Here is a 23,444-nt window from a genome sequence, read left to right as displayed (position 1 = left end):
GCTAACGTGACTGCTCATGGCCTCCGTACTTGTCGTCGAGGACGACCCCGTCATCCGGGCCGCGCTGATCGAGGTCCTGACCGGGCACGGCTACGCGGTCAGGACCACCCACCAGGGTTTCGAGGCGCTGCGCGAGATCACCCAGAGCCCGCCGGACATCGTGGTGCTGGACCTGGGGCTGCCCGATCTCGACGGCCTCGACGTGCTGCGCATGATCCGGGGCATCTCCCGCGTGCCGGTCCTGGTCGCCACCGCCCGTGACGACGAGAGCGAAATCATCCGGCTGCTCAACGCGGGGGCCGACGACTACCTGGTCAAGCCGTTCTCCGGCGGCCAGCTCGCCGCCCGGCTCGCCGCCGTGCTGCGCCGGTCCGTGCCCGCGGACGTGACTGCGGCCCGGCGGCCCGTCCTGCAGGTGGCAGACCTGCGCATCGACCCGACCGCTCGCACCGCGCACCTGGCTGGCCGGGAACTGCCCCTGACCCGCCGCGAGTTCGATCTGCTCGCCTACCTCGCCGCCCACGCCGACCAGGTCGTCACTCGGCAGCGCATACTCGCCGAGGTGTGGCAGCAGCCGTACGTCGAGGACCAGACGGTCGACGTCCACCTCTCCGCACTCCGGCGCAAAATGGGCGAGAAGGCGCGAAAGCCCGGCTATCTGCGCACGGTTCGCGGCCTGGGCATCAAGTTGGTCAGCTCGCCATGAGACGTGCCCTCGCTTGGATCGCCCTGGCCGTCACCTCGATGGTGGCCCTGTCCTTCCTCATCCCCCTCGCCCTCCTCGTGCGCGAACAGGCACGGGACCGGGCCACCACGGCTGCCGAGCAGCGGGCGTCCGCCCTGTCTCCGGTGCTCGCCCTCACCACCCGGCGCGCAGACGTGCAGCAGGCCGTCGCCGAGCTCGGCTCCTCCGACCAGCTCGTCGTACGTCTGCCCGACGGCGGCTTCGTCGGCACCTCGCACGCGCCCCGGGACGCGCTCGACCGGGCCGTGCGCAGGCGCGAGACGCTGGCCGTGGACACCACCGGCGGCTGGGTCTACCTCCAGCCCGTCGTCCTGCAGGGCGACCGGGTCGCGGTCGTGGAAGCCTTCGTGCCCACCGCAGACCTCACCCGGGGCGTGGCCGCGTCCTGGGGCGTCATGGCGCTCCTCGCGCTGGGTCTGATCGGCGGTTCGGTACTCGTCGCAGACCGGCTCGGCGCCCGCGTCGTCCGGTCATCGCGCAGTCTCAAGCGCGCCTCGCTGGCTCTCGGCTCCGGCGATCTGGACGTGCGTGTCGAACCCGACGGCCCGCCCGAACTGCAGGAGGCCGGTGCGGCGTTCAACACCATGGCCGACCGCGTCCTCGACCTGCTCGCCGTGGAACGCGAGCTGGTCGCCGACCTCTCGCACCGGCTGCGCACCCCGTTGACCGCTCTCTACCTGGAGGCCGACCGGATGGGGTCGACGCCCAGCGCCCGGCGGGTCGCGGAGGCGGCCGGCCAGCTGGAGAGCGAACTGGACTCGATCATCGCCGCGGCCCGTACACCGCTGGCGTCGGCGCGGCCGGCCCGTACGGCGGCCGGCGCGGCGAAGGCGTGCGACGTCGCCGAGGTGGTGGCCATGCGCCTGGACTTCTGGTCGGTCCTCGCTACCAAGCAAGGACGACCCTACGAGCGCTCCCTCACGCCGCGATTGGTGCCCGTAGCCTTCCCCGAGGACGACCTTGCGGCCGTCGTCGACGCCCTGATCGGCAATGTCTTCCGGCACACCCCGGAGGGCACCGCCTTCGCCGTGCGCGTGGAGCGGGCGGATCGGCACGTGTTCCTCACGGTCGACGACGCGGGACCGGGCGTGGCGGACCCCGAGGCAGCGCTCACGCGCGGTGTGAGCGTCGGAGGTTCGACGGGGCTGGGCCTGGACATCGTGGCCCGGGCGTCCCGCGCGGCGGACGGCGAACTGACGATCACCCGGGCGCCATTGGGCGGCGCCCGGGTGCGGGTGTCGTTCGTACTGGCTGACGCGGGCGGGGCCGGCGACGGGGGGGCGGTGACCGGGGTCAGCGACCGGCGCCGAAGTTCTGCGTCCACCAGGGACCGCCGTCGCCGAATTGGACGCCCACGCCCAGCTCCTTGAAGGAGCAGTTGAGTATGTTCGCGCGGTGCCCGGGGCTGTTCATCCAGGACTTCATCACCGAGGCGGCGTCCGCCTGGCCCCGGGCTATGTTCTCGCCCAGGGTCGACCACTGGTATCCCGCGGCCTCGACCCGCGTCGTCATCGTCGAGCCGTCGGGGCCGGTGTGGGACATCACGCCGCTGCTCGCCATGACGTCGCTGTAGTCGTCGGCGGCCCGGGTGAGCCGGTCGTTCGCCGTGACCGGCGAGCAGCCCGCCGCGGCCCGCTCCTTGTTGACCAGTGCGAGCACCTGGGCCTCGGGCCCGCCACCGGACTCGGAACCCGACCCGGAGTCCGATCCTGTGCTGCCCGGCCGTATGCCGCCGGAACCGCTCGCCGACCCGCCGCCGCTCTTCGCCGTCGTCCCTGCGGGTGCCTTGGACGCGGGGACGGCCGTCTTCCGTGCACGAGGGGTTGGGCTCGCCGATTGCTTCCGCTTCTCCTTCGGCTTCGCGCTCGGCGAGCTGCTCGCCGTGGTGCTCGGGCTCGCCGAAGCAGAGGCGAGCGGCGCCGCACTGCCGGCGGCGTCCCCGGCGCCCGGCGTCCTGTCCGTGCTGTTCGCAACCACCCGGTCCGACGCGTCGCCGTCCTCGCCGCTGACGACGGCCACGGTGATCCCGACGCCCGCGATCGCAGCCACGGCTCCCATGGCCAGCGCGGGACCGCGCGATTTCGGCCCACTGCGGGGGCGGGCGTGAAAGCGGGACGGGCGAGCGGCTCGGCGGGAACCCATGCAGGACACCTCGGTCTGTCGGTCGGCTGACTCGGCCCCGTGTCCGGTGGCCGCGATCGCGGCCACCGGACCTGTGGGGGGTGTTCGAGAGCCTAGGACCCGGCCGGGGCGGAGACCTCTGTTCGAAGGTCATCTTCAAGAAGCCTTAAGAGAGCCGCCAAAGTCCGCTGAGGAACGGTGGGAAGCTCACCCTGAGGGTGTGCACGCCATGTGGCTGACACACATCGACACAAGATCGCCGAGCTCCAGCGGCGGGAATCCGAACGGGAACGCGGCCGGCGCGTCCGGTACGCCAGTCCGGGATGGATCGTCCGGCTCGCTATCGGCACCGGCTGCCCGCCCGTCCAGGTCCAGCCGGCGACTGCCGTGCCACGGGCAACCGCCGCCGCGCCATCAACCGCGCCGAAGCCCGCCGGCCCCTGGCCTCCGGACTCCCCGCCTGCCCCACTGCCAGCCCGACACCGACCTGCGCATCCTCGACTGAACATCGGCGACTCCGCCCCCTACGGCTCCTGCCTGGTCATGTGCGTGACTGCTGCACCGTCGGCGGCCCGGCCCGGCGGCGCCGACGCGTGACACCGGCGAGCGCGCGCTGATCCCCGGCTGCGGTCGCGCCGCCCGTCCCTCCCCTCCTCCTCAACTCCGGTCAGGCATGGACGAAGACGGAAGTCGCCGTTCTCCTGGCCGATGCCTACGTGGTCCGGCGGACGCTGGCGGTACACCGCGGCGCGCACACCCACACCGTCTGTCACCGTCCATCTCGACGACCTGAGCGCCCACCTCGTGGCCGACTGGCTGCGCGAACGCAGTTGCCGCTGGCCCCAGGCCAGTGACCCGCACCTGATCATCACCGCCCCCCTCCTATCGGCATCCGGCATCGCCACAGCTCAGCTACTGTGCCCTGCGGGCTGCCTTCGACCAGGTCGGACTGCTGCCCCGGCAGGTGTGGGCCGACCACATCCTGTATGAGGCACGAGAGACCGCCGATCCCGTGCACCTCTTCCGTCTCTTTGGCATCCACCCCAACATCGCGGTGACGTACGTGCACGCCGCACGTCCGGACAAGGGCCTGCCCCGCATCCGCTGACCGAGCGGCTGGTCCGGTGCACTTGCTGGTCACCAGCCGGTGACGCGCTGCCAGATGTCCTGGATCGCCGGTGCGGTGTTCGTGGTTCGGGTGCTGTCGATGACGTGGTAGCCGTGATGCTGGGCGGCGGTGGCGCAGGCGTGGTTGGGCAGGATGCGCAGGCGGGTGCCGACGGGCAGGTCGGGCAGGCGGGCGCCGTCGGGGGTGGTGAGGGTGCCGTGTTCCTGGCTTGCGGCCGTCATGACCAGGTCCGGGATGAGGGTGCCGTCCAGGTCGGTGACCAGGCCATAGCCCTGGTCCTGCGCCTGGACGGCAGTGCCGCGGTCTCGGGACATGGCCATCCAGCCGCCGTCGGTGACGACCCAGCCGTATTCGGGGCGGTGGCCGATGACGGTGACCACGACCGACAGGGCGATGTCCTCGATGCGGCAGACGCCGATGCCGGCCATCACCAGGTCGAAGAAGACGTAGTTGCCGGCGCGCAGTTCGGTGACGCCGGTGAGGTCCTCGGCCGCGTGGGCCGTGGGGGTGGAGCCGACGCTGACGGTGGCCACGGGCAGGCCGGCCGCGCGCAGCCGCTCTGCCGCGACGCCGGCGGTGTCGCGTTCGTTCTCCGCTGCCAGGCGCTGTTCCTCGCCGGTGTAGGCGAAGTACGACTCGCCAGCGTGGGTCAGCACGCCGTCCAGACAGCCCGCGTCATGCAGGATGCGCCCGATCTCGACGAGCGTGGGCGCGTCGGGCTTGAGGCCGCCGCGGTGGCCGTCGCAGTCGATCTCGATCTGGGCGGGGACGGGAAGGCCCGCTTGGCGGGAGGCTTCGACGACGAACTCCGCCTGCTCTGTGCTGTCCAGCAGGATGCGCAGGGTGACTCCGCGGCGCAGCAGCGCGACGACGCGCGGGAGTTTGTGGGGGGCGATACCGACGGCGTAGGTGATGTCGGTGTAGCCGCCGTCGGCGAACGCCTCGGCCTCGGCGAGGGTGGAGACCGTGACGGGACAGGGGGTGCCATGGTGCAGGAGGGTGGCGACGTCGAGGCTCTTGGCCGTCTTCACGTGGGGGCGCAGGGCGACCCCGAGCCGGTCGGCCCTGGCTGCCAGTCGCTCGATGTTGCGCCGCATCTTGTGGACGTCGACGACGGCGAACGGCGTGTCGGGATCGGCGAGCGTCCGGGCGGCGCTGGGGCTGGTGGCGGTTGCGGGGTTGTTCACAGGGAGATGTCCATCTTCTTCAGGAGGGCCAGGCCCAGGTACAGGTCCTGCAGGCCGATTCCGGAACTGTCGAAGACCGTGATGTCGCTGTCGTCGGTGCGTCCCGTGGCGCGTTGGGTGAGGACCTCGCCGAGCGGGATGAGGACCGTCTCCGCCGGGGCGTGCTGGCTTTCGCCCATGCGGCGGGCCTGTTCGGGCAGGTCGCAGAAGACGCGGGCGCGGGCGAACAGTGCGGGCGGGAGTTCCCGCTTGCCGGGGGCGTCGGCGCCCATGCAGGAGATGTGCGTGCCGGGGCGGACCCACGCGGCCTCGAACAGCGGCGGAGTGTCGGCCCGGGCGGTCGTGGCGGTGACGATCACATCGGCCCGGGCGCAGGCTTCCTCGGCGCCCACGCTCCGGACGGTATGCCCTTGTGCCGCCAGTGCCGCGGTCATCCGCTCGGCGCGCTCGGCGCTGCGTCCCACGACCAGGACCTCGTCGATGGGCTGGACGCGGCTGACGGCCGCCACCTCGTAGGCGGCCTGGTGGCCGGTGCCGAAGACGGCCAGGGTGGTGGTACCGGTACGGGCCAGCAGGTCGACGGCGAGGGCGTCGGCCGCAGCGGTCCGGTAAGCGTTCGCGGTGCCGACCTCCAGGACGGCCGCGATCCTGCCGATCGTCTGGTTCAACAGCAGCAGGGTGGAGTGGTGGCGCGGCAGCCCGTGCCCGGTGTTGCCCGGCCAGTAGGTACCGATCTTCACCCCGGCGTGGGTCGCGGACGCGGACGGCTTGAGGGTGAACTGGTTGCGCGGGTCGGACCCGTGCACGGCCAGGCTGGGAAAGGCCGTGCCGTCCACCGTCGCGGCGAAGGCGGCGCGGGCCGCTTCGAGGGCCAGGTCCTCGTCCACGAGCGCGGCGGTCTGCTCCTCGGTGATGTGCAGCAGGCGGCGCGCAGCCGGTGGCCGGCCGGAGCCGGGCGAGGGAGCGAGCACGGGGTCGGTGGTCGATCCGGCGGCGGTCACGAAGTGCCCCCTACTTGGTGTAGTTGTAGACGGTCGCCCGGGACACGCCGAGCAGGTCCGCGATGGTCTGCGCGGCATCACGCGAGTCGAAGTAGCCGTCCTGGTGCAGCTGCCGTACGAGTGCCTTCTTGTCCTGTCTGCTCAGCGATCGGGGGGTCGCGGCGCGCTCCGCGGCCAGTTCCTCCACCGCGTGGCGCAGTTCGCGCGCGTTGCGGTCCCGCAGGGTCTCCAGGGCCTGCTCGCGGTGCTCGGTGTCCGTGGCCACGAGGTTCGACAAAGCGAGCGTCATCGGTGACAGCACCGACACGTCGAGGTTCAGGCAGAGGGCGGCGATGTACTCGCCGGCGGTGTTCTTGATCCCGATGGACGTGCTCTTGGCCGGGCGGCCGTCGGGGAACTGGTTGGGGTAGTTCTGGATGACGCTGGGGTAGCCGGGGTCCTCGATGCGGGCCAGGCCCAGCTCTGTGGCGGAGTCCCCGACCTCGCGGCCGGAGAGATTGTTCTCGATCGCTCGGATCGCGTGCTGGGGATCCCGCAGGTCGTGCAGAACCACCTCGCACAGGCCCGGGAACATGCGGCCCAGAGCAACAGCGATCTTCTCGGCCTCGCGGATGAGGTGCTCGTCCGCCTCGGCCGAGGCCGAGGTGACGATGCCCTCGCGTTCGACCCTCTCCACACCATCAACGACGCGTGCCACGAGGCCCCATCCCGAAGATTCAACTGGACTCATATTCCACATCTAGATGATGAGTCTAGAAATCCTCTCGGCGATTGTCCAGCGGCCCTTCAGCAGGCGGGGGCGAGCATCAGGGCGTAGCCACAGAGCCACCCACCGACGGCCACGCTCACCCGCCTCGCATCCCTGGATGATCCTCGACCACCCCCGGCAGTTCTTCTTCAATGATCTCGACCAGCCGGTCGAAGGCGGTCGGGCCACGTCCAGCGCGGGCTTCCGCCGGCCTGGCGGCCATGCGTGCCTTGTGAGTGGCCTGAGAGCCATGCCGAAGGCGGCGGCGAGCCTGGGGCCCATCGTGTTCACCATGCCGGCAAGGCGGGTGCTGCGGATCATCCGGGGCGGGAAGCCGCAGTCGTCGGGACGTGGGAGAGGTATGCAGCGAAGGCCGGGCTTCGCCCGGCCTCTGTTCCTTTGGTGACCACGACGTGGGGGTTCTCGGTCCGCCATGCCTGGCGATGATCCAGGCAGCGTTGCCGCACCGTCCATGGGTCGGGATCGAGCGGGACAGGATGGGGCCGCTTGCCGAGCCGGACCGTTTGGGCCTGCTGGTCCATGTCGTTGACCTGCAACATTCGGGCCTCTGACCTGGAGGCGCCATGCAGCAGAGTGAGCATCCCCACGACTGCCTCGTGGGGATGGACCTCCTCGTTGGTCGTCCAGCAGCGGAAGAGGTCAGCGCTGCTGGACGAGGGTGAGGGTCCTGCCGCGGAAGCCCTTCGAGCCATTGGAGGTCATGTTCCGGGTCGGATCGACCAGAACGATGTGCTGGGTCCGGGCGAAGCGGAAGAACTGTGTATCGGCCCGTGGAATCCGTACTCGTGTCCGGACTGCCCACCCGTGATCGTCGTCGACGAGCAGGGCTTGGCTTACGCTCGAGCCGGGCGCCCCGGCCGGGGAACGAGGCCGGTACCTGCCCTGCGACCCGGGCGATGGCATCCTTCGAGAGCCGGGTGAAATCAGCGATCGTTAATACCGCTGGACGAGGAAGGCGCCATGAGCAACGGGCTGGAACAACTGAAGGCCGTGGTACCGCTGCTCAATGAAGAGGGGGCAGCGGGAGACATGCTTGACTGGGACGGGGCCGCGACCGAACTCGGCGTGTCCTCCTTTCCCAGCGACTACCAGGCGTTTGTGACGTCCTTCGGCGCCGGATCGATCGAGGACAGCCTCTACGTGTGGGTCCCCCGCCCCGGAACGACGGGTGCCCCGTTGACGGTGGGGCGGTTGCCGGCGGATGCGCTCGGCTCGGAGTCAATGCGTGTGTGGCAGGACTCGGTGGCAAACTCCAGGTACCGGCTGGAGGACATGCTCGTCTGGGGGCAGACGAACAGCGCGGACGCCCTGTGCTGGGTGGCGTCCGACCCCGACCCGGACAACTGGCCCGTCGCGGTCTGGGAACGGCAAGGCAGCAGGTGGCAGGTCTACGACCTGGGCATGGTGGAGTTCCTCCTGGGGCTGTTGCGCGGAATCCTCCCCGCGTGCCCCGTGAGCGATGAGACTCTGTGGAGGGCCCGGAGCGCCCGGTTCCTGAACTTCCGGGACGAGGAACGAGCCCTCGACGCGGGCGTCGACCCGTGGACGGGCAGACGGTTGAACAGGTTCGGCTGAACCCTCCCCCTGCCCTCTCGGGCGGTCCGACGAAGTCGTTGCGCTGGGCCGTGTTGTAGAAGGTACTGGTCTCTTGAGTCGGCCGTTCGGAGAAGTCGCGCGCGGCCAGCCAGATGATGAGGTCGTAGGCGATTCCGCCGGTGTCGGTGTCGGTGGTGACCTTGTAATCGCGACGCGTGGGGTACATGGCAGGGTCCGGTGCCGGGAACGGTGCACGGATTGTCTATCGTCTCCCAGTGCGAACAATCATGGTGCCTGTCCGCGGAGCGGAGGGCTTGGCGTGGTGAGGCTGCGGTGGCCGCGCCTTCGGCATCCGGCGCAGGTGGTCGTGGCCGGCTTCGCCACGGCGATCGCGGCCGGGGCCGGCCTGCTGATGCTGCCGGCGGCGAAGGCCGGGCCGGGCGGTGCCGGTGTGGTGGACGCGTTGTTCACCTCCACCTCCGCCGTGTGTGTGACCGGTCTGGTCGTGGTGGACACCCCCGGCTACTGGAGCGGGTTCGGGCAGGCGGTGATCCTAGCGCTCATCCAGGTGGGCGGCTTCGGCATCATGACCTTCGCTTCCCTGCTGGTTCTGCTGGTGTCCCACCGCATCGGCCTGAAGGCACGCATGACGGCCGCCGCGGAGACCAAGACCCTGGGGCTGGGCGATGTCCGCTCGGTCGTGACCGGTGTGGTCAAGGTCAGCCTGCTGCTGGAGGCGGTCACCGCGCTGGTGCTGACCCTGCGGTTCGCGACCGCTTATGACGAGCCCTGGCCGCGGGCGGTGTGGCTGGGCGTCTTCCATGCCGTCTCGGCATTCAACAACGCCGGATTCGCCCTGTACTCCGACAGTCTGATGGGCTTCGTCACCGATCCATGGATCTGCCTGCCCATCGCGCTGGCGGTCATCGCCGGCGGACTGGGCTTCCCGGTGCTGTTCGAACTGCGCCGCCGTTGGCACCGGCCGTGGTCCTGGTCCCTGCACACCAAGATCGTGGTCTGGGCCTCCGGGATCTTCCTGGTCGGCGGCAGCGCCTTCATCACCGCGATCGAATGGTCCAACCCGGCCACCCTGGGCTCCCTGGACGTGCCCGGGAAACTGCTGGCCGGCTTCTTCCAGGGCGTCATGCCGCGCACCGCCGGGTTCAACAGCCTCGACACCTCCCAGATGAATCCCGCGAGCTGGCTGGGCACGGACGTGCTGATGTTCATCGGCGGTGCCAGCGCCGGCACCGCCGGAGGCATCAAGGTCACCACCTTCGCCGTGCTGTTCTTCGTCATATACGCCGAGATCCGCGGCGAGGGCGCAGTCAACATCTTCCACCGCCGCCTGCACGGTGATCTTCAGCGTCAGGCTCTGACGGTGGTGCTGCTGTCCGCGGGCGCGGTCGCCGTCTCCACCCTGGCCTTCGTGGTCTTCACCGACTACAGCCTGGACCAGTCGCTGTTCGAGACCACCTCCGCCTTCGCCACCGTGGGACTGTCCACCGGCATCACCGCGGCCCTGCATCCCGGTCTGCAGCTGCTGCTGATCGCGCTGATGTTCATCGGCCGGCTCGGCCCCATCACCGTCGCCTCCGCGCTCGCCCTGCGCAGTCGCGTCCGCCTGTACGACCTTCCTGAGGAGCGACCCGTCATTGGCTAGGAAACCCACCCCGAAGAAGCGGCGCACGGGCCCGGAGAGCTCCGTCGTCGTCATCGGCCTGGGCCGCTTCGGCCGCGCCCTGGCCCTGGAACTCGTCGACGAGGACACCGAAGTCCTCGGCATCGACGAGAACGCCGAGGTCGTCCAAGCCCTCTCCGGTTCCCTCACCCACATCGTGCGGGCCGACTCCACCAAAGAGGACGCCCTGCGCCAGCTCGGCGTCCACGAGTTCGACCGTGCCGTCGTCGCCATCGGCACCGATCTGGAAGCCAGCATCCTCACCGCCTCGCTGCTCATCTCCTTCGGCATCGACGACGTCTGGGCCAAAGCCACCAGCGAGGCCCACGGCCGGATCCTCACCCAGCTCGGCGTCCACCACGTCGTCTACCCCGAACACGACATGGGCCAGCGCGTCGCCCACCTCGTACGCGGCCGCATGCTCGACTACATCGAGTTCGAAGACGACTTCGCCATGGTCAAAACCAACCCGCCCGCCGACATCATCGGCCTCCCCCTGGCCAACAGCGCCGTCCGCACCCGCTACGGCATCACCGTCGTCGCCATCAAACGCCCCGGCGAAGGCTTCACCTACGCCACCGCCGACACCGTCGTAGAAGCAGACGACACCATCATCGTCGCCGGACGCACCCGAGCCACCGAACGCTTCAGCGAACTCCAGTAGGAACAACCCGGGCGGGCAAACCAGGATGGTTTGGCTCCTCTCTGACGGCCGGGCACCGGCCGGCTGGGTGCCGACGAAGGCGGACGGCCGCAGTCCCGGGCGGAGCGGTGTCGCGCAGGCGGCCGGCTGCGAAGACGCACCGACCGGGACACCGCCGCTGGAGCAGGCACTGGACCCAGCCGAGCAGCCGGGAGTGACTGTGCTCTCCGGGCGGCACCGCCGCCTACCTGCACCCCGCCCTCAACAGCCTCGGCGATGACCGGAAACCGGGTCGGTGACACCAAGGCTGCACAGTGAGCCCCTTCCACGCCGGCGCCGCCGCCGTGACAGGGCTGATCATCGCCGCCGCGACGGCACCGGACCAGGTCTGGCGGGTGGGCGCCATCGGGGCCCTCGCGCTGGTCGCCGTACCGCTGACGGCCGGCGATGCCGAAGACGGACTGCGACGGCTCGGCACCGGCCTGCTCGGGTTGGTCTGGCTGGGCGTGCTGGTGCCGCTGGGGGCGCTCGGCCTGGCCCTTTTCGCCGCGGTGTCGGTCGCCGACGTAGTGTGCGTACTTCGCCGGCCGGCGACTGGGCGGGCCCCGGTTGTCGCCCCTGTCCCCGGCCAAGCGATGGAGCGGAACGCTGTGCGGCGCTGCTGCGGGCCTGGCCGTGCTCGTACTGCTGTCGTCGTGGAGCTGGCCGGCGGTGGCCGCGGTGGCCGTGGGCGGACCGGCAGGCGACTTGGTGGAGTCCCTCGTCAAGCGCGGCGCCGGGGTCAAGGACTCGGGCCAGTGGCTGGCGGGAGCCGGAGGGCTGCTTGACCGCGTCGACTCCCTCGTGGGTGCGCTGGCGGTGGTCGTCGTACTGGGATGAGCGGGCCGGCAGTGCACCGTGGACTCCTTGGCCGAACCGGCAAGGCCATCGCTGCCTGGCTGCAACGGGTCGGTCTTGCCGCTTGCCGACTCCCCCGCCGCATCCGCACAGGCGAATCCGGCGGGTGCAGCAGGCCGGAGCGGCCGGCTCCCGTGCGCGTCGCCCCCGCGGGGTCATGCGCGCGTCCCGCACGCTGGCGGTCACGACGTTCGTGTTGATCTTTCGATCGCCGGGCCTGCGGTCGGTTCGACGACGACGCCACCATCCCGGTGGCCGCATGGCGCGCAAGCCACCGGGCGCGAAGGGTGCGCGGCGTCACGGACGGCGATGCCCCGGGCTCGATGGACGACCATCTGCTGGATCACGGTGAGTGGCGGATGGACGCGCAGGGGGTGAAGCTGGAGGGGAGCGACCAGCCGGGATTCGGCGTCCGGACGCTGCTGCACCGCAGCATCCAGACCCGGCTCGACAACCACATCGCCGACCTCTCGCCGGGCGGCGGGGCCCCCGGCGACATGATCGTCGCCGGCGTGCGCGACGCCCCCCCCGCACCGCATCGTCCGCAAGGCCGGCGCTGACCGCAGTCTCGCCCGCCGCAGGTAAGCGCCTGTGACAGGCCCGCCCCTCTCGTGGCCGGAATCGCACGGGACACCGACGCACCGGCGCGACTCGAAGTACACGACGGGGGAACCGGAAGAGAAGCCCTGACGCACGAGGGGAGGCCGGGTTCCCGGACGCCCGGCTCCGTCACCGGAAGGGAGGCGACGATGGCGCACGAAGACGACGCCCGGCAGGCCGTGCCGAACACCCCGGGGATGCGCCCGGACGGCGACGGCGTCACGCGCCGCCGTCCGCTGCGGGAGCGGCACCACGTCCAGGAGACGGTCGAGGTCGAGGTCGCGGTGCCGGTGCGCACGGCGTACAACCAGTGGACGCAGTTCAAGACCTTCCCCCGGTTCTCGACCCTGGTGCACGGCGTCGAGCAGGTCAGGCCCACCGTGACCACCTGGACCATCGGCTACGGACCCCTGCGTCACCGCTTCATGGTCGAGATCGTGGAACAGGACCCCGACGCCTACCTGGCCTGGCGCGCTCTGGAGCAGAAGCCCTCCCACCAGGGCGAGGTCGAATTCAGGGCGACGGAATCCGGCGGCACCGCGATCACCGTCCGGCTGCTCCTGGACCCGCGGGGAGCCGCGGGGATCCTCACCCGCTCGTCCAGGGGCGCCCGGCTGACCGCCCGGCTGGTGCACGGCGAACTCATGAAATTCAAACGGTTCATCGAGGGACTGGGGCAGGAGGGCGGGGCCTGGCGCGGCACCATCCGCAACGGCCGTGTACAGCACGATCATCCGGAACCGCCCAGGAGCCGCGTGGCCCAGTGGCCCGTCGGCTGACCCGCGCACCGGACAAGAGAGAGGCGAACCGATGCAGAACCCGCCCGGTGAGGAGCCGGAGACCACCCTCTCCGTGACACCGCCGAAGAAGTGGGCGGCCGGAGTCCCCGCGGTCGTGCACGCGCTGGGGTACTCCCTGGAGCAGACCTCCCCGCGCAAGACCGGGGTGGACCTGCTGACCATGAACCAGGTGGGCGGGGTCGACTGCCCCGGCTGCGCGTGGGCGGACCCGGCCCCGGGCCGGCGTCATCGCAACGAGTACTGCGAGAACGGTGCCAAGCACATCAACGACGAGGCCACCACGCGCCGGATCACCGCCGACTTCTTCCGTGAGCACAGCGTCTGCGACCTCGCCGCCCGCTCGGACATGTGGCTCAACCAGCAGGGCCGGCTCACCGAGCCGATGATCAAGCGGTCCGGCTCCGAGCATTACGAGCCCATCGGCTGGAACGACGCCCTGGGTGTCCTCGCGCAGGAACTGAAGGCGCTGGGCTCCCCGGACGAGGCCGTCTTCTACACCTCCGGCCGCGCCAGCAACGAGGCCGCCTTCGTCCTGCAGCTCTTCGCCCGCGCCTTCGGCACCAACAACCTGCCCGACTGCAGCAACATGTGCCACGAGTCCAGCGGCTTCGCCCTGAGCGAGACCCTGGGCACCGGCAAGGGCACCGTCAGCCTCGACGACCTTCACCACGCCGACCTGATCTTCCTCGTCGGGCAGAACCCGGGCAGCAACCACCCGCGCCAGCTCACCGCCCTGGAGGAGGCCAAACGCAACGGCGGCCGGATCGTCGCGGTCAATCCACTGCCGGAGGCCGGGCTGCGGCGCTTCAAGAACCCGCAGAAACCGAGCGGAGTCGTGGGACGCGGTACCCAGATCGCCGACCGTTTCCTGCACATCAAGCCCGGCGGCGACCTCGCCCTGTTCCAGGCACTCAACCGCCTGCTGCTGGAGGCTGAGGACGCCCGCCCCGGCACCGTCCTGGACCACGACTTCATCGACGCCCACACCGCCGGCTTCGAGGAGTTCGCCCAGCACGCCCGCACCGTCGACTGGGACGACGTGCGCACCGCGACCGGACTGACCCGCGAGGAGATCGAGAAGGTCCGCGACGAGGTCCTGAAGAGCGACCGCGTCATCGTCTGCTGGGCGATGGGCATCACCCAGCACAAGCACGGCGTGCCCACCGTAAGGGAGATCGTCAACTTCCTGATGCTGCGGGGCAACCTGGGGCGCGCCGGTACCGGTGCCTGCCCGGTGCGCGGCCACAGCAACGTCCAGGGCGACCGCACCATGGGCATCTGGGAGCAGATGCCGGACACCTTCCTCGACGCCCTGCAGAAGGAGTTCGGCTTCGACCCGCCGCGACCGCACGGCCTGGACTCGGTGGACTCGATCAAGGCGATGCGCGAGGGCCGCGTCAAGGTCTTCCTCGCCCTGGCCGGCAACTTCGTCCGCGCCGCTCCCGACAGTGAGGTCACCGAGGAGGCGATGCGCTCGTGCCGGCTGACCGCCCACATCTCCACCAAGCTCAACCGCTCGCACACCGTCTGCGGCGACACTGCGCTGATCCTGCCGACACTGGGGCGCACCGAACGTGACGTCCAGGCCGACGGCGAGCAGTTCGTCACCGTCGAGAACTCCATGAGCCAGGTGCACACCTCCCAGGGCCGCCTCGAGCCGGCCTCCCCGCTGCTGCTCAGCGAAGTCGCCATTTTGTGCCGGCTCGCCCGACGCACCCTGGACGGCTCGGCGGACATCCCCTGGGACACGTTCGAGGGTGACTACGGCATCATCCGCGACCGTATCTCCCGCATAGTGCCGGGCTTCCACGACTTCAACGCACGGGTGACCCGCCCCGGCGGCATCCAACTGCCCAATCCGGTCAACGAGGGCGTCTTCAACAACAAAGCCGGCAAAGCCCTGTTCAGCTGCAACGAGCGCGTGGTGCCCCGGGCACCCGAGGGTCACCTGCTGCTGCAGACGCTGCGCTCGCACGACCAGTGGAACACCGTCCCCTACACCAACGACGACCGCTACCGCGGCATCCACGGCAGTCGCCACGTCGTGCTCGTCAACCCGGCCGACCTGATCGAACTCGGTCTCGCCCGGGGCGATCATGTCGACCTGGTGAGCGTCTGGGCGGACGGCTCCGAGCGCCGGGCCGAGAACTTCGAGGTCGTGCCCTACCCCACCGCCAAGGGCTCGGCCGCCGCCTACTACCCGGAGACGAACGTCCTGGTGCCGCTGGACAGCGTCGCCGACATCAGCAACCAGCCCACATCGAAGGGCATCGTCGTCCGCCTCGAACCCACCCTCGACCGGACACAGCCCACACCGGCCTGACCGGCGGCACGATCCCGACGGGGCCCGCGACGACAGCGGGCCCCGTCGTGCGTTGCCGACTGGAGGCCGCAGGAGTGGGCGCAAGGCGGCGTTCTGGCGCCCTGGCCCAGGCGTCCGCCAGGCCCAGGCCGTGACGACTTCAGCAGCCCGCCGGTCTCCCCACCTGTGCGGTTGTCAGACGGTTCGGGGAGGAGCGCGGTGTCGGGTCGGTCGTGCGGGCCCGCGTCGACGTAGTCGGCGAGGGCCTGGACGCGGGCTGCCGGAGCGGAAGCTCGCGCGGACAAGCCTCCGGGTGTGTGACCCTCGATCGCGTCGTGCGGTCGATGAGCCTTCCTGGGCCGGTCGGACGGGCGGATCAGCGCAGTCCGGCGAAGAGATCGTTCTCGGGTACGGCCGCGCCGGTGGCGTCCTGGACACGTACGAAGGTCTCCATGCCCATCAACTCGCCGAACCTCTCCTTGCCCATCTTGAGGAAGAAGATGTTCTCGCCCTGACTGGCGTGCGCGGCCAACGCGTCGAACTTCTGGCCGCTGAACGCGGTGGTGTCCACCCACGTGGTGATCTCATCGTCGGGGAGGCCGATCTCGGCCATCGCGGCGGCCTCGGCAGGATCCGGCTCCGGCATGTCCGGATGAAACTCGCGCATGATCTCGCCGAACCGCTGCATCATCGAGCGGGGCATCGTCGTCCAGTACACCTTCGGGGTCAGCGCGGTCATCTCCAGCGCCGCCATCGTGATGCGGTGGGCCTGGATGTGGTCCGGGTGGCCGTAGAAACCGTTCTCGTCGTAGGTGACGACCACATCAGGTCGGTAGTGCCGCATGAGTTCCGCGAGTCGGGCCGCGCCTTCCCGCACGGGGGTCTGCCAGAAGGATCCGGGGGCGTCGTTGCTCGGCCAGCCCATCATCCCGGAGTCGGCATAATCCAGCATCTCCAGATCGCTGACTTTCAGGACGCCGCAGCTCGCTTCAAGTTCTTGACGGCGCATCAAGGCGATCGCCGCCGGATCGTGCCCGGGATCACCCGGTTTGACACCCCCGGGTCCGTCACCGCAGCCGCCGTCGGTACATGTCACGAGAACCGTGCGGATGCCTTCCGCCGCGTACCGCGCGAGGACCCCTCCGGTTCCGGTGGCCTCGTCGTCGGGGTGGGCGTGCACCGCCATGAGCGTCAAGGGCCGGTCAGTCATGAAACAGTCCTCCTGCAGGCATACGTCTGGTCCGAGTGCGCGGCGGGCGTACCGCGCCCCTGGGGTCCGGATCCGGGTGGGCGGACGACCTTGTGGTCTCCGTGTTCCCCGCCCGTGAGGTGCCGGTCCCTCGGTCGATGCAACCGTGCCGGCCGGACCGGTTGTTCCCCTGCATGTCTCAGCGCCACGTCGGATCCGACGTCCATCCGGCACCAGCCGTGAGATTCCGACACGAAATTTGAGAGCTTACAAGGGTGTTGCTCCGGGGAGCCGCGGAGGGCTACCAGCCACTTCCCGACGCACGCGGCCTGTTGGCCCTGAGCGCCGCTGTCGAGATTTTCGAACCGCCCGAGGCCTACGGTGTGCGGGCGTGAAGGCACCGACGCCCTGCACGGAACGGCAGCTCGGCATCGAGACCGCCATCGCATTCGCCGGGGTGCGTCAACCGGTCTCGCCTCCCCTGTGTGCCTGCCGGGCCGTCCTGTTCGCGGTGATCGACGCCGGCCCGGCCCTTCCGCGTCCGCGGCCGGCCCGTCCTCAACTGGGCGGAACAGAGTGCGTGGGCCGACCGGCCTCGACGGCCTCGGCGACCCGGGCCGCCGTCTCCCGCAGCCAGATGTGCGCCGCGTCGCGCGTGTGCACCGGGTGCCACCACAAGGCTTCCTGAAGCGGCACAGCGTCGTAGGGCGGTTCCATGACGCGGACGGGGACGAGTCCGCCGAGCCGCTCGGCGAGACGTTCCTGGATGAGGGCCACCCTCCGGGTGCCGGCGACCAGGAGGGGCATGAGCTGGAAGCTGTCGACGGCGACCTCGACGTGCGGCTCGATGCCGAGCATGCCGATCTGACGGGCGGCGGGCGCATCATAGATGCGCTGGTACGTCACCCACGGCAGCCGGGCCAGATCGTCGAGGGTGAGGTGCTCGCCGACCTCGGGGTTGTCGTCGGCGACGAGGTACACCCAACGGTCCCGGTAGAGCTCGACGGCGGGGAAGCCGCTGATGATGCCGTGCGGCATCATCAGCCCGTCGGAGGTGCTCAGCAGCGCCCCGGTGTCGTCGATGATTTCGTTCGGTACCTGTTTGAACCTGAGCCGGATGCCTGGTGCCTCGGCTTGGATGGTGCGGGCCAGTTCGGCGCCGAAGACGGCCACCGCGTAGTCGGAAGCGATCAGAGTGAACTCGAGTTCCTCGCGGGCGGGGTCGAAATCGGCCTGGCTGGTGAAGACACGCTCCAGCAGGTCGCAGGCGGTGGCGGTGCGGTCGAGGAGGGTCAGGCCGAGGGCGGTCAGTTCGTAGCGGCCACCCTCCCGGGAGAGCAGGTCGTCGTCGAAGTGGCGGCGTAGTCGTGCCAGCGCGGCGCTCATGGCGGGCTGGCTGAGCCCGATCCGTCGGCCGGCATTGGTGACGTTGCGCTCCTCCAGGAGGGCGCGCAGGGCGACGACGAGGTTGAGGTCGAGGCTTGCCAGATTCACGAAGCATCCCAGTGCCGGGGCGGAAAGCGTTGCGATTATTTGCCGCTTGGATTCAGGTATCCAGGAAATCGATTTCCCAGATCACAAGTTACGGGCCAGATTAGTGGCATCGCAATCGGGAGGACATCTCCGTGAAATCCGCTGCCGCGTCGGCACCCTGCATCCCCTTTTCGGGCCCGTTCGCCATCGGCACCCTGTCGGCACGGGGCGAGGCTCGGTTCCCGGGCCTCGTGGCCCCGGACGGCCAGGTCCTCGACCTGCGCACGGCACTGGACGAACCCGCGCTGACCACGCTCGCGCTCCTGGAGCGCTGGGACGAGGAGCTGCCGCGCCTGCACACCCTCGCCGGGGACCCGACGCGCGACTGGCGACCGCTGGCGGACCTGACGGTGCACGCGCCCGTCGAGCCCCGGCAGATCTTCCAGTCCGGCGCCAACTACCGGCAGCACGTGATCGACCTGGCGGTCGCACACCGCGCCCCGGACGCCCCGGGCACCGTCGAGGAGGCCCGTGCCGAGGTCGCGGCGGTCATGGACAAGCGGGCCGCCGAGGACCTCCCGTACGTCTTCATCGGCCTCCCGACCGCGATCAGCGGCCCCTACGACGACGTGGTGCTGCCCGCGTGGGCCGAGAAGCCCGACTGGGAACTGGAACTCGCCGCGGTGATCTCCCACCCCGCCTACCGGGTCACCGTGGAGGAAGCCCTGGATCACGTCGCGGGCTACACCATCGCCAACGACCTGACCGACCGCGCGACCGTCTTCCGCCGGGACATGCCCCCGATCGGCACCGACTGGCTGCGCAGCAAGAACGCCCCCGGCTTCACCCCGCTCGGCCCGTGGATCGTCCCGGCCGGCTCCATCGCCGACCCCTCCGGCCTGCGGGTCACCCTGAAACTCAACGGGGAGACCATGCAGGACGAGTCCACCGACGACATGATCTTCGGCGTCGCACGGCTCGTCTCGTACATCTCCCAGACCGCCCGACTGCTTCCCGGCGACCTGGTCCTCACCGGCAGCCCGGCCGGAAACGGCATTCACTGGGGCCGGCTGCTGCGCGACGGCGACGTGATGGACGGCTCGGTCACCGGGCTCGGCGCCCAGCGCACCCGCTGTGTCGCGGAGGAGGCCCGATGAGCGCCGACCGTATCGACCGTACCGATCCCGAGGCGGCGATCGCCGAGGCCGCGAAGGCGTACTCGAACTGGGGCCGCTGGGGCGAGGACGACGTGCTCGGCACGCTCAACTTCCTCGACGAGGCCAAGCGCCGCGAGGGCGCAGCCCTGATCCGCGACGGCGTCAGCTTCTCCTTGTCACAGGCCTTCGACATGGACGGCCCGCAGAAGGGCTGGCGGCGGCGTACGAACCCGGTGCACACGATGCTCGCCACGGGCACCGATGCCGCTCTGGGCGGCCAGGGCTTCCCGCATGGTTTCGGTGGCGCCGACGACGTGATCGCCATGCCCCTGCAGTGCTCCACCCAGTGGGATGGGCTCGGGCACATCTTCGATCACGGCAAGGCCTGGAACGGCCGCCCGGCGGAGAAGGTCGTCACCTCCGAAGGCGACCTGGTCACCGGCATCGAGCACATGGCTCCGCACGTCGCCGGGCGGGGCGTCCTCCTCGACGTGGGCCTGGTCATCGGCCAGGACGGTGAATTGCCCGACGGCTTCGCCGTCACCGAGGAGCACCTGACCGCGACCGCCGCCTCGCATGGTGTGACCGTCGGTCGTGGCGACCTGGTCCTCGTGCGCACCGGGCGGCTGGCCCGCGCCCGTCACGAAGGCTGGGGCGACTACGCGGGCGGGCCGGCGCCGGGGCTGAGCTTCAGTACGGCCGGCTGGCTGTACCGGAGCGAGATCGCCGGGATCGCCACCGACACCTGGGGCTTCGAGGTTCGGCCCAACGAGTTCGACCACGCCTTCCAGCCGCTGCACCAGGTCGCCATCCCCCACATCGGTCTGCTCATCGGTGAGATGTGGGACCTCGACGCCCTCGCCGCACATTGCGCCGCCGACGGCCGGTACGAGTTCTGGCTCACCGCCGCGCCACTGCCCATCACCGGGTCCGTCGGCTCACCGGTCAATCCCATCGCCGTCAAGTAACGCCCTGGACCGCCGCGCCGGCAGCGCCCGGACGGCTGCGCCACCCTCGCCCGCCCGGCCCGCAACACCCCCCTTGCCGCTCGACGTCGCGCGGCACCGTCTCAGGGAGAACCCATGACCGATCCCCACCTCCGCACCGTCCTCGTCGTCGGCGGCGGCGCGTCCGGCAACGCCGTGACCGTGCTGCTGCGGCGGGCGGGCATCGCCGTGGAACTCATCGAGGCCAAACCCGACTGGAACGTGCTCGGCTCCGGCATCACCCTCCAGGGCAACGCGCTGCGCGTGCTGCGCGAAGTGGGCGTATGGAACAAGGTCCAGGAGAGCGGCTACGCCGTCGACGCCGTCGGTCTGGCCGCGCCCGACGGGACCGTGTTCCATGTCCAGCAGGACATCCGCACCGGTGGGGACGACCTGCCCCCGATCTTCGGCATGCAGCGGCCCCGGCTGCAGGAGATTCTGTGTGAGGCCGTTCTCGAGAGCGGCGCGACAGTACGCCTCGGCACCACCGCCGAGGAACTGGTCCAGGACGCGTCCGGCGTCACCGCCCGGTTCAGCGACGGCACCGAAGGCCGCTACGACCTCGTCATCGCCGCCGACGGCGTCAACTCCCACACGCGCGCCATGATCGGCATCAGCGACAAACCCGAACCGACCGGCATGGCCATCTGGCGCGTCCCCGCGCCCCGCCCCGAGAGCGTGGAGCGCAAGGACCTGGCCTACGGCGGATCGTGCTACATCGCCGGCTACTGCCCCACCAGCAAGAACACCATCTACGCCTACCTCGTCGAGGCCAACCGCGACCGCGCCTCCATCGACCCGGCCTCGTACGCGGACGAGATGCGGCGGCTGGCCGCGCCCTACGGCGGTGCGTGGCCGGAGATCGCCGCGAGCATCACCGACCCCGCCAAGGTCAACTACACCTGGTTCGAACGGCTGCTCGTCGAGGGCTCCTGGCACCGCGGCCGGATCGTCCTGATCGGTGACGCGGCCCACGTCTGTCCCCCCACGCTCGCCCAGGGCGCGGCCATGTCGCTGGAGGACGCCTCCGTACTGGCCGAGATGCTGAGCGAGGAGCAGGACTGGAGCTCCCTCGACGCCCTGCTGACCGGCTTCTACGAACGCCGGATCGACCGTGTCCGCATGGTGGTCGAAGCATCCGTGCAGCTCGGTCAGTGGCAGCTGGACGGCGTCCGGGACGCCGACGCACCCGGTCTGATGGGCCGCACGATGTCCGTCCTGAAGGAGACCCCGTGAACCCCGTGCACACCGTGAGTTCCCAGAACAGCACACCCACGATCGACGTCCACGCGCACGTCCTGCTCCCTCAGGTCGAGGACGCCGTTGCTGGACACCCCGGGCTGGCCGCGGCCCGTGATCTCGACGCCCGCCGCAACGGCCCCGAGGCCATCGCCGTCAGCGGCCCGATGTTCCGGGACCGCTTCCCGAGGCTGACCGACGTCAAGGCCCGGCTCGCCGCGATGGACGCCTCCGGGATCGACATCCAGCTGGTCTCGCCGTCTCCCTCGCACTACCACTACTGGGCCGACGAGGACCTGGCCCGTACGGTGTGGGAGCCGGCCAACGAGGGCACCGCCGCGCACGTCGCCCAGGCCCCGCAGCGGCTGCACGGCCTCGGCCTCGTTCCGCTCCAGCACCCGGGCCTCGCCGTCGAAGCCCTCGAGCACGCCCTCGGCCTGGGCCTGCGCGGGGTCGAGATCTCAAGCCACGCGCCGGGACGTGAGCTGTCGGACCCCGCGTACGAACCGTTCTGGACGCGGGCCGAGGAAACCGGCGCGATCCTCTTCCTGCACCCCTTCGGCTGCACGCTCGACGAGCGCCTCAACCGGTGGTACCTGTCCAACACCGTCGGCCAGCCGACCGAGAACGCCGTCGCCCTGTCCCATCTGATCTTCTCCGGAGTCCTGGACCGGCACCCGGGGTTGCGCATCGTCGCCGCCCACGGCGGCGGCTATCTGCCCACGCACATCGGCCGCTCCGACCACGCCTGGCTCGCCCGCACCGACACCCGCGGCTGCGCGCACCCGCCCAGCAGCTACCTCAAGCAGCTGTACTTCGACTCCCTGGTCCATGACCCGGACGTCCTGCGCGAGCTGATCCGGGTCGCCGGCCCCGGCCGGGTGCTGCTCGGCTCCGACTTCCCCTTCGACATGGGCACCGACGACCCGCTCGGAGCGCTGCGCGACGTCACGGACCTGCCCGCCCCCCACTTCCACGCCGTCCGCGGCGCCAACGCGGCAGCGCTGCTGCGTCTCACCTGAGGAGCCCGACATGACCAACCGTCTGCTCACCCACCTGCGGCACGTCGACCTGGCGGTGCCGGACTACGACAAGCAGCTCGACTTCTACGCCGGCGTCTGGGGCCTGACCAAGGTCGCCGAGGACTCCGGCATCTCCTTCCTCGCCGCCGAGGGCTCCCCCGAGCAGTACATCGTCCGGCTCCGCAAGGCCGAGGAGAAGCGCCTCGACCTCATCTCCTACGGCGCGGCCAACCCCGCCGACGTGGACACACTCGCCGAGCGACTCCTCGCGGGTGGAGTGCAGTTGATCTCCCAGCCGGGCAAGGTCGACACCCCCGGCGGCGGCTACGGCTTCCGCTTCTTCGACATCGACGGCCGCACCATCGAGGTCTCGGCCGACGTCGAGGCACGCCGGCACCGTCGTATCGAGGAGAAGGAGTCCATCCCGGTCCGTCTCTCGCACGTCGTCCTGAACTCCCCCGACATCAACGCCACCCGCGCCTGGTACGAGCAGCACCTCGACTTCCGGCTGTCCGACACGATGACCTTGCCGCACATGGGCGAGGTCATGCACTTCATGCGGATCAGCAACCAGCACCACTCCATGGCCATCGCCAGCGGTCCGCACACCTCCCTGCAGCACCTCTCCTTCGAGATGCGCGGCATCGACGAGTACATGCGCGGCTCCGGCCGCGTGATGCGCTCCGGCGCCCGCAAGATCTGGGGCCCCGGGCGGCACATGGCGGGCGACAACACCTTCACGTACTTCCTCGACCCGCACGGCAACACCGTGGAGTACACCACCGAGCTCGAAAAGCTGGACGAGGACACCTGGCACCCGCACGTCTACGACCTGACGAAGCCCGAGAACGCCGATCAGTGGGGCACGTCCAACCCGATGAACGAGATGGTCGCCAAGGAGATGCTCAACGACGTCGACCGCGGCGTCTTCGTCGCTCCGCCGGTCTGACCCCTTGGCCCCCGGGGG

At 70.2% G+C, this 23,444-nt stretch carries 21 protein-coding genes; 15 read left to right on the top strand and 6 right to left on the bottom strand.

All coding sequences use genetic code 11. The features are described 5' to 3' along the window. Nucleotides 1-16 precede the first annotated feature (16 nt). The gene (locus ACFU3E_RS25645; RefSeq protein ID WP_384162641.1) at nt 17-706 is read left to right on the top strand and encodes a response regulator transcription factor; all 690 of its coding nucleotides are present in this window, start codon (nt 17-19) and stop codon (nt 704-706) included. After that, nucleotides 703-2,115 carry a sensor histidine kinase gene (locus ACFU3E_RS25640; protein ID WP_384162638.1) on the top strand — a complete coding sequence of 471 codons (1,413 nt, stop codon included), beginning with the start codon at nt 703-705 and terminating at the stop codon, nt 2,113-2,115. The genes ACFU3E_RS25645 and ACFU3E_RS25640 overlap by 4 nt, the downstream gene beginning before the upstream one ends. On the opposite strand, the gene ACFU3E_RS25635 is transcribed toward ACFU3E_RS25640, so the two are convergent. Beyond that, on the bottom strand, nt 2,039-2,404 hold the full coding sequence (locus ACFU3E_RS25635) for a CAP domain-containing protein (protein ID WP_384162635.1): 366 nt from the start codon (nt 2,402-2,404) through the stop codon (nt 2,039-2,041). The genes ACFU3E_RS25640 and ACFU3E_RS25635 overlap by 77 nt on opposite strands. Nucleotides 2,405-2,471: 67 nt before the next feature. Here ACFU3E_RS25635 and ACFU3E_RS25630 point away from each other — a divergent pair, with 67 nt between their 5' ends. Then, nucleotides 2,472-2,852: a hypothetical protein gene (locus ACFU3E_RS25630; protein ID WP_384162632.1), complete on the top strand. Its 381-nt coding sequence runs from the start codon at nt 2,472-2,474 to the stop codon at nt 2,850-2,852. Nucleotides 2,853-4,003: 1,151 nt separating this feature from the next. On the opposite strand, the gene ACFU3E_RS25625 is transcribed toward ACFU3E_RS25630, so the two are convergent. The 3 genes from ACFU3E_RS25625 to ACFU3E_RS25615 are packed head-to-tail and all read right to left on the bottom strand — an operon-like array spanning nt 4,004 to nt 6,835. Then, nucleotides 4,004-5,182, bottom strand: coding sequence for a DSD1 family PLP-dependent enzyme (locus tag ACFU3E_RS25625; RefSeq protein WP_384162629.1), 1,179 nt, complete (start codon nt 5,180-5,182; stop codon nt 4,004-4,006). Beyond that, nucleotides 5,179-6,183 (bottom strand): ornithine cyclodeaminase family protein, encoded by a 1,005-nt coding sequence (locus tag ACFU3E_RS25620; protein WP_384162626.1) that lies wholly within the window; start codon nt 6,181-6,183, stop codon nt 5,179-5,181. The genes ACFU3E_RS25625 and ACFU3E_RS25620 overlap by 4 nt, the downstream gene beginning before the upstream one ends. Before the next feature lie 10 nt (nt 6,184-6,193). Beyond that, nucleotides 6,194-6,835: a transcriptional regulator gene (locus tag ACFU3E_RS25615; RefSeq protein WP_384162687.1), complete on the bottom strand. Its 642-nt coding sequence runs from the start codon at nt 6,833-6,835 to the stop codon at nt 6,194-6,196. Nucleotides 6,836-7,912: 1,077 nt separating this feature from the next. Between ACFU3E_RS25615 and ACFU3E_RS25610 the strand changes: the two genes are divergently transcribed. From ACFU3E_RS25610 to ACFU3E_RS25580, 7 genes are all read left to right on the top strand, one after another. Further along, a complete protein-coding gene (locus tag ACFU3E_RS25610) occupies nt 7,913-8,527 on the top strand; it encodes a hypothetical protein (RefSeq protein ID WP_384162623.1) in 615 nt (204 codons plus the stop codon). 322 nt (nt 8,528-8,849) lie between these two features. Next, nucleotides 8,850-10,151 (top strand): TrkH family potassium uptake protein, encoded by a 1,302-nt coding sequence (locus ACFU3E_RS25605; protein WP_384162684.1) that lies wholly within the window; start codon nt 8,850-8,852, stop codon nt 10,149-10,151. Then, the gene (locus tag ACFU3E_RS25600; RefSeq protein ID WP_384162620.1) at nt 10,144-10,833 is read left to right on the top strand and encodes a potassium channel family protein; all 690 of its coding nucleotides are present in this window, start codon (nt 10,144-10,146) and stop codon (nt 10,831-10,833) included. The genes ACFU3E_RS25605 and ACFU3E_RS25600 overlap by 8 nt, the downstream gene beginning before the upstream one ends. Nucleotides 10,834-11,421: 588 nt before the next feature. Then, a complete protein-coding gene (locus ACFU3E_RS25595) occupies nt 11,422-11,691 on the top strand; it encodes a phosphatidate cytidylyltransferase (protein ID WP_384162617.1) in 270 nt (89 codons plus the stop codon). Nucleotides 11,692-12,032: 341 nt separating this feature from the next. Further along, entirely contained in the window at nt 12,033-12,269 is a 237-nt protein-coding gene (locus tag ACFU3E_RS25590; RefSeq protein WP_384162614.1) for a hypothetical protein, read from the top strand. 189 nt (nt 12,270-12,458) lie between these two features. Continuing rightward, nucleotides 12,459-13,088, top strand: coding sequence for an SRPBCC family protein (locus ACFU3E_RS25585; RefSeq protein WP_384162612.1), 630 nt, complete (start codon nt 12,459-12,461; stop codon nt 13,086-13,088). Nucleotides 13,089-13,119: 31 nt separating this feature from the next. Next, nucleotides 13,120-15,432 (top strand): FdhF/YdeP family oxidoreductase, encoded by a 2,313-nt coding sequence (locus ACFU3E_RS25580; protein WP_384162609.1) that lies wholly within the window; start codon nt 13,120-13,122, stop codon nt 15,430-15,432. A gap of 355 nt (nt 15,433-15,787) precedes the next feature. On the opposite strand, the gene ACFU3E_RS25575 is transcribed toward ACFU3E_RS25580, so the two are convergent. Further along, nucleotides 15,788-16,621 (bottom strand): PIG-L family deacetylase, encoded by an 834-nt coding sequence (locus ACFU3E_RS25575; protein ID WP_384162606.1) that lies wholly within the window; start codon nt 16,619-16,621, stop codon nt 15,788-15,790. 537 nt (nt 16,622-17,158) lie between these two features. Then, complete coding sequence (locus tag ACFU3E_RS25570; protein ID WP_384162604.1) at nt 17,159-18,094, bottom strand: LysR family transcriptional regulator; 936 nt, start codon at nt 18,092-18,094, stop codon at nt 17,159-17,161. Between the two features lie 125 nt (nt 18,095-18,219). Here ACFU3E_RS25570 and ACFU3E_RS25565 point away from each other — a divergent pair, with 125 nt between their 5' ends. The 5 genes from ACFU3E_RS25565 (at nt 18,220) to ACFU3E_RS25545 (ending at nt 23,426) form a co-directional block, all read left to right on the top strand. Continuing rightward, nucleotides 18,220-19,230 carry a fumarylacetoacetate hydrolase family protein gene (locus ACFU3E_RS25565; protein WP_384162681.1) on the top strand — a complete coding sequence of 337 codons (1,011 nt, stop codon included), beginning with the start codon at nt 18,220-18,222 and terminating at the stop codon, nt 19,228-19,230. Next, nucleotides 19,227-20,198 (top strand): cyclase family protein, encoded by a 972-nt coding sequence (locus ACFU3E_RS25560; RefSeq protein WP_384162601.1) that lies wholly within the window; start codon nt 19,227-19,229, stop codon nt 20,196-20,198. The genes ACFU3E_RS25565 and ACFU3E_RS25560 overlap by 4 nt, the downstream gene beginning before the upstream one ends. Before the next feature lie 114 nt (nt 20,199-20,312). Then, the gene (locus tag ACFU3E_RS25555; protein WP_384162598.1) at nt 20,313-21,452 is read left to right on the top strand and encodes an FAD-dependent oxidoreductase; all 1,140 of its coding nucleotides are present in this window, start codon (nt 20,313-20,315) and stop codon (nt 21,450-21,452) included. After that, nucleotides 21,449-22,477: an amidohydrolase family protein gene (locus ACFU3E_RS25550; protein WP_384162595.1), complete on the top strand. Its 1,029-nt coding sequence runs from the start codon at nt 21,449-21,451 to the stop codon at nt 22,475-22,477. Before ACFU3E_RS25555 ends, ACFU3E_RS25550 begins: the two co-directional genes overlap by 4 nt. A gap of 10 nt (nt 22,478-22,487) precedes the next feature. After that, nucleotides 22,488-23,426, top strand: coding sequence for a VOC family protein (locus ACFU3E_RS25545; RefSeq protein ID WP_384162592.1), 939 nt, complete (start codon nt 22,488-22,490; stop codon nt 23,424-23,426). Nucleotides 23,427-23,444: the final 18 nt, after the last annotated feature.

The sequence above is a fragment of the Streptomyces sp. NPDC057424 genome (assembly GCF_042803315.1).
In the GTDB taxonomy this organism is placed as follows: domain Bacteria; phylum Actinomycetota; class Actinomycetes; order Streptomycetales; family Streptomycetaceae; genus Streptomyces.
This window is presented reverse-complemented; position numbering and strand designations above follow the sequence as displayed.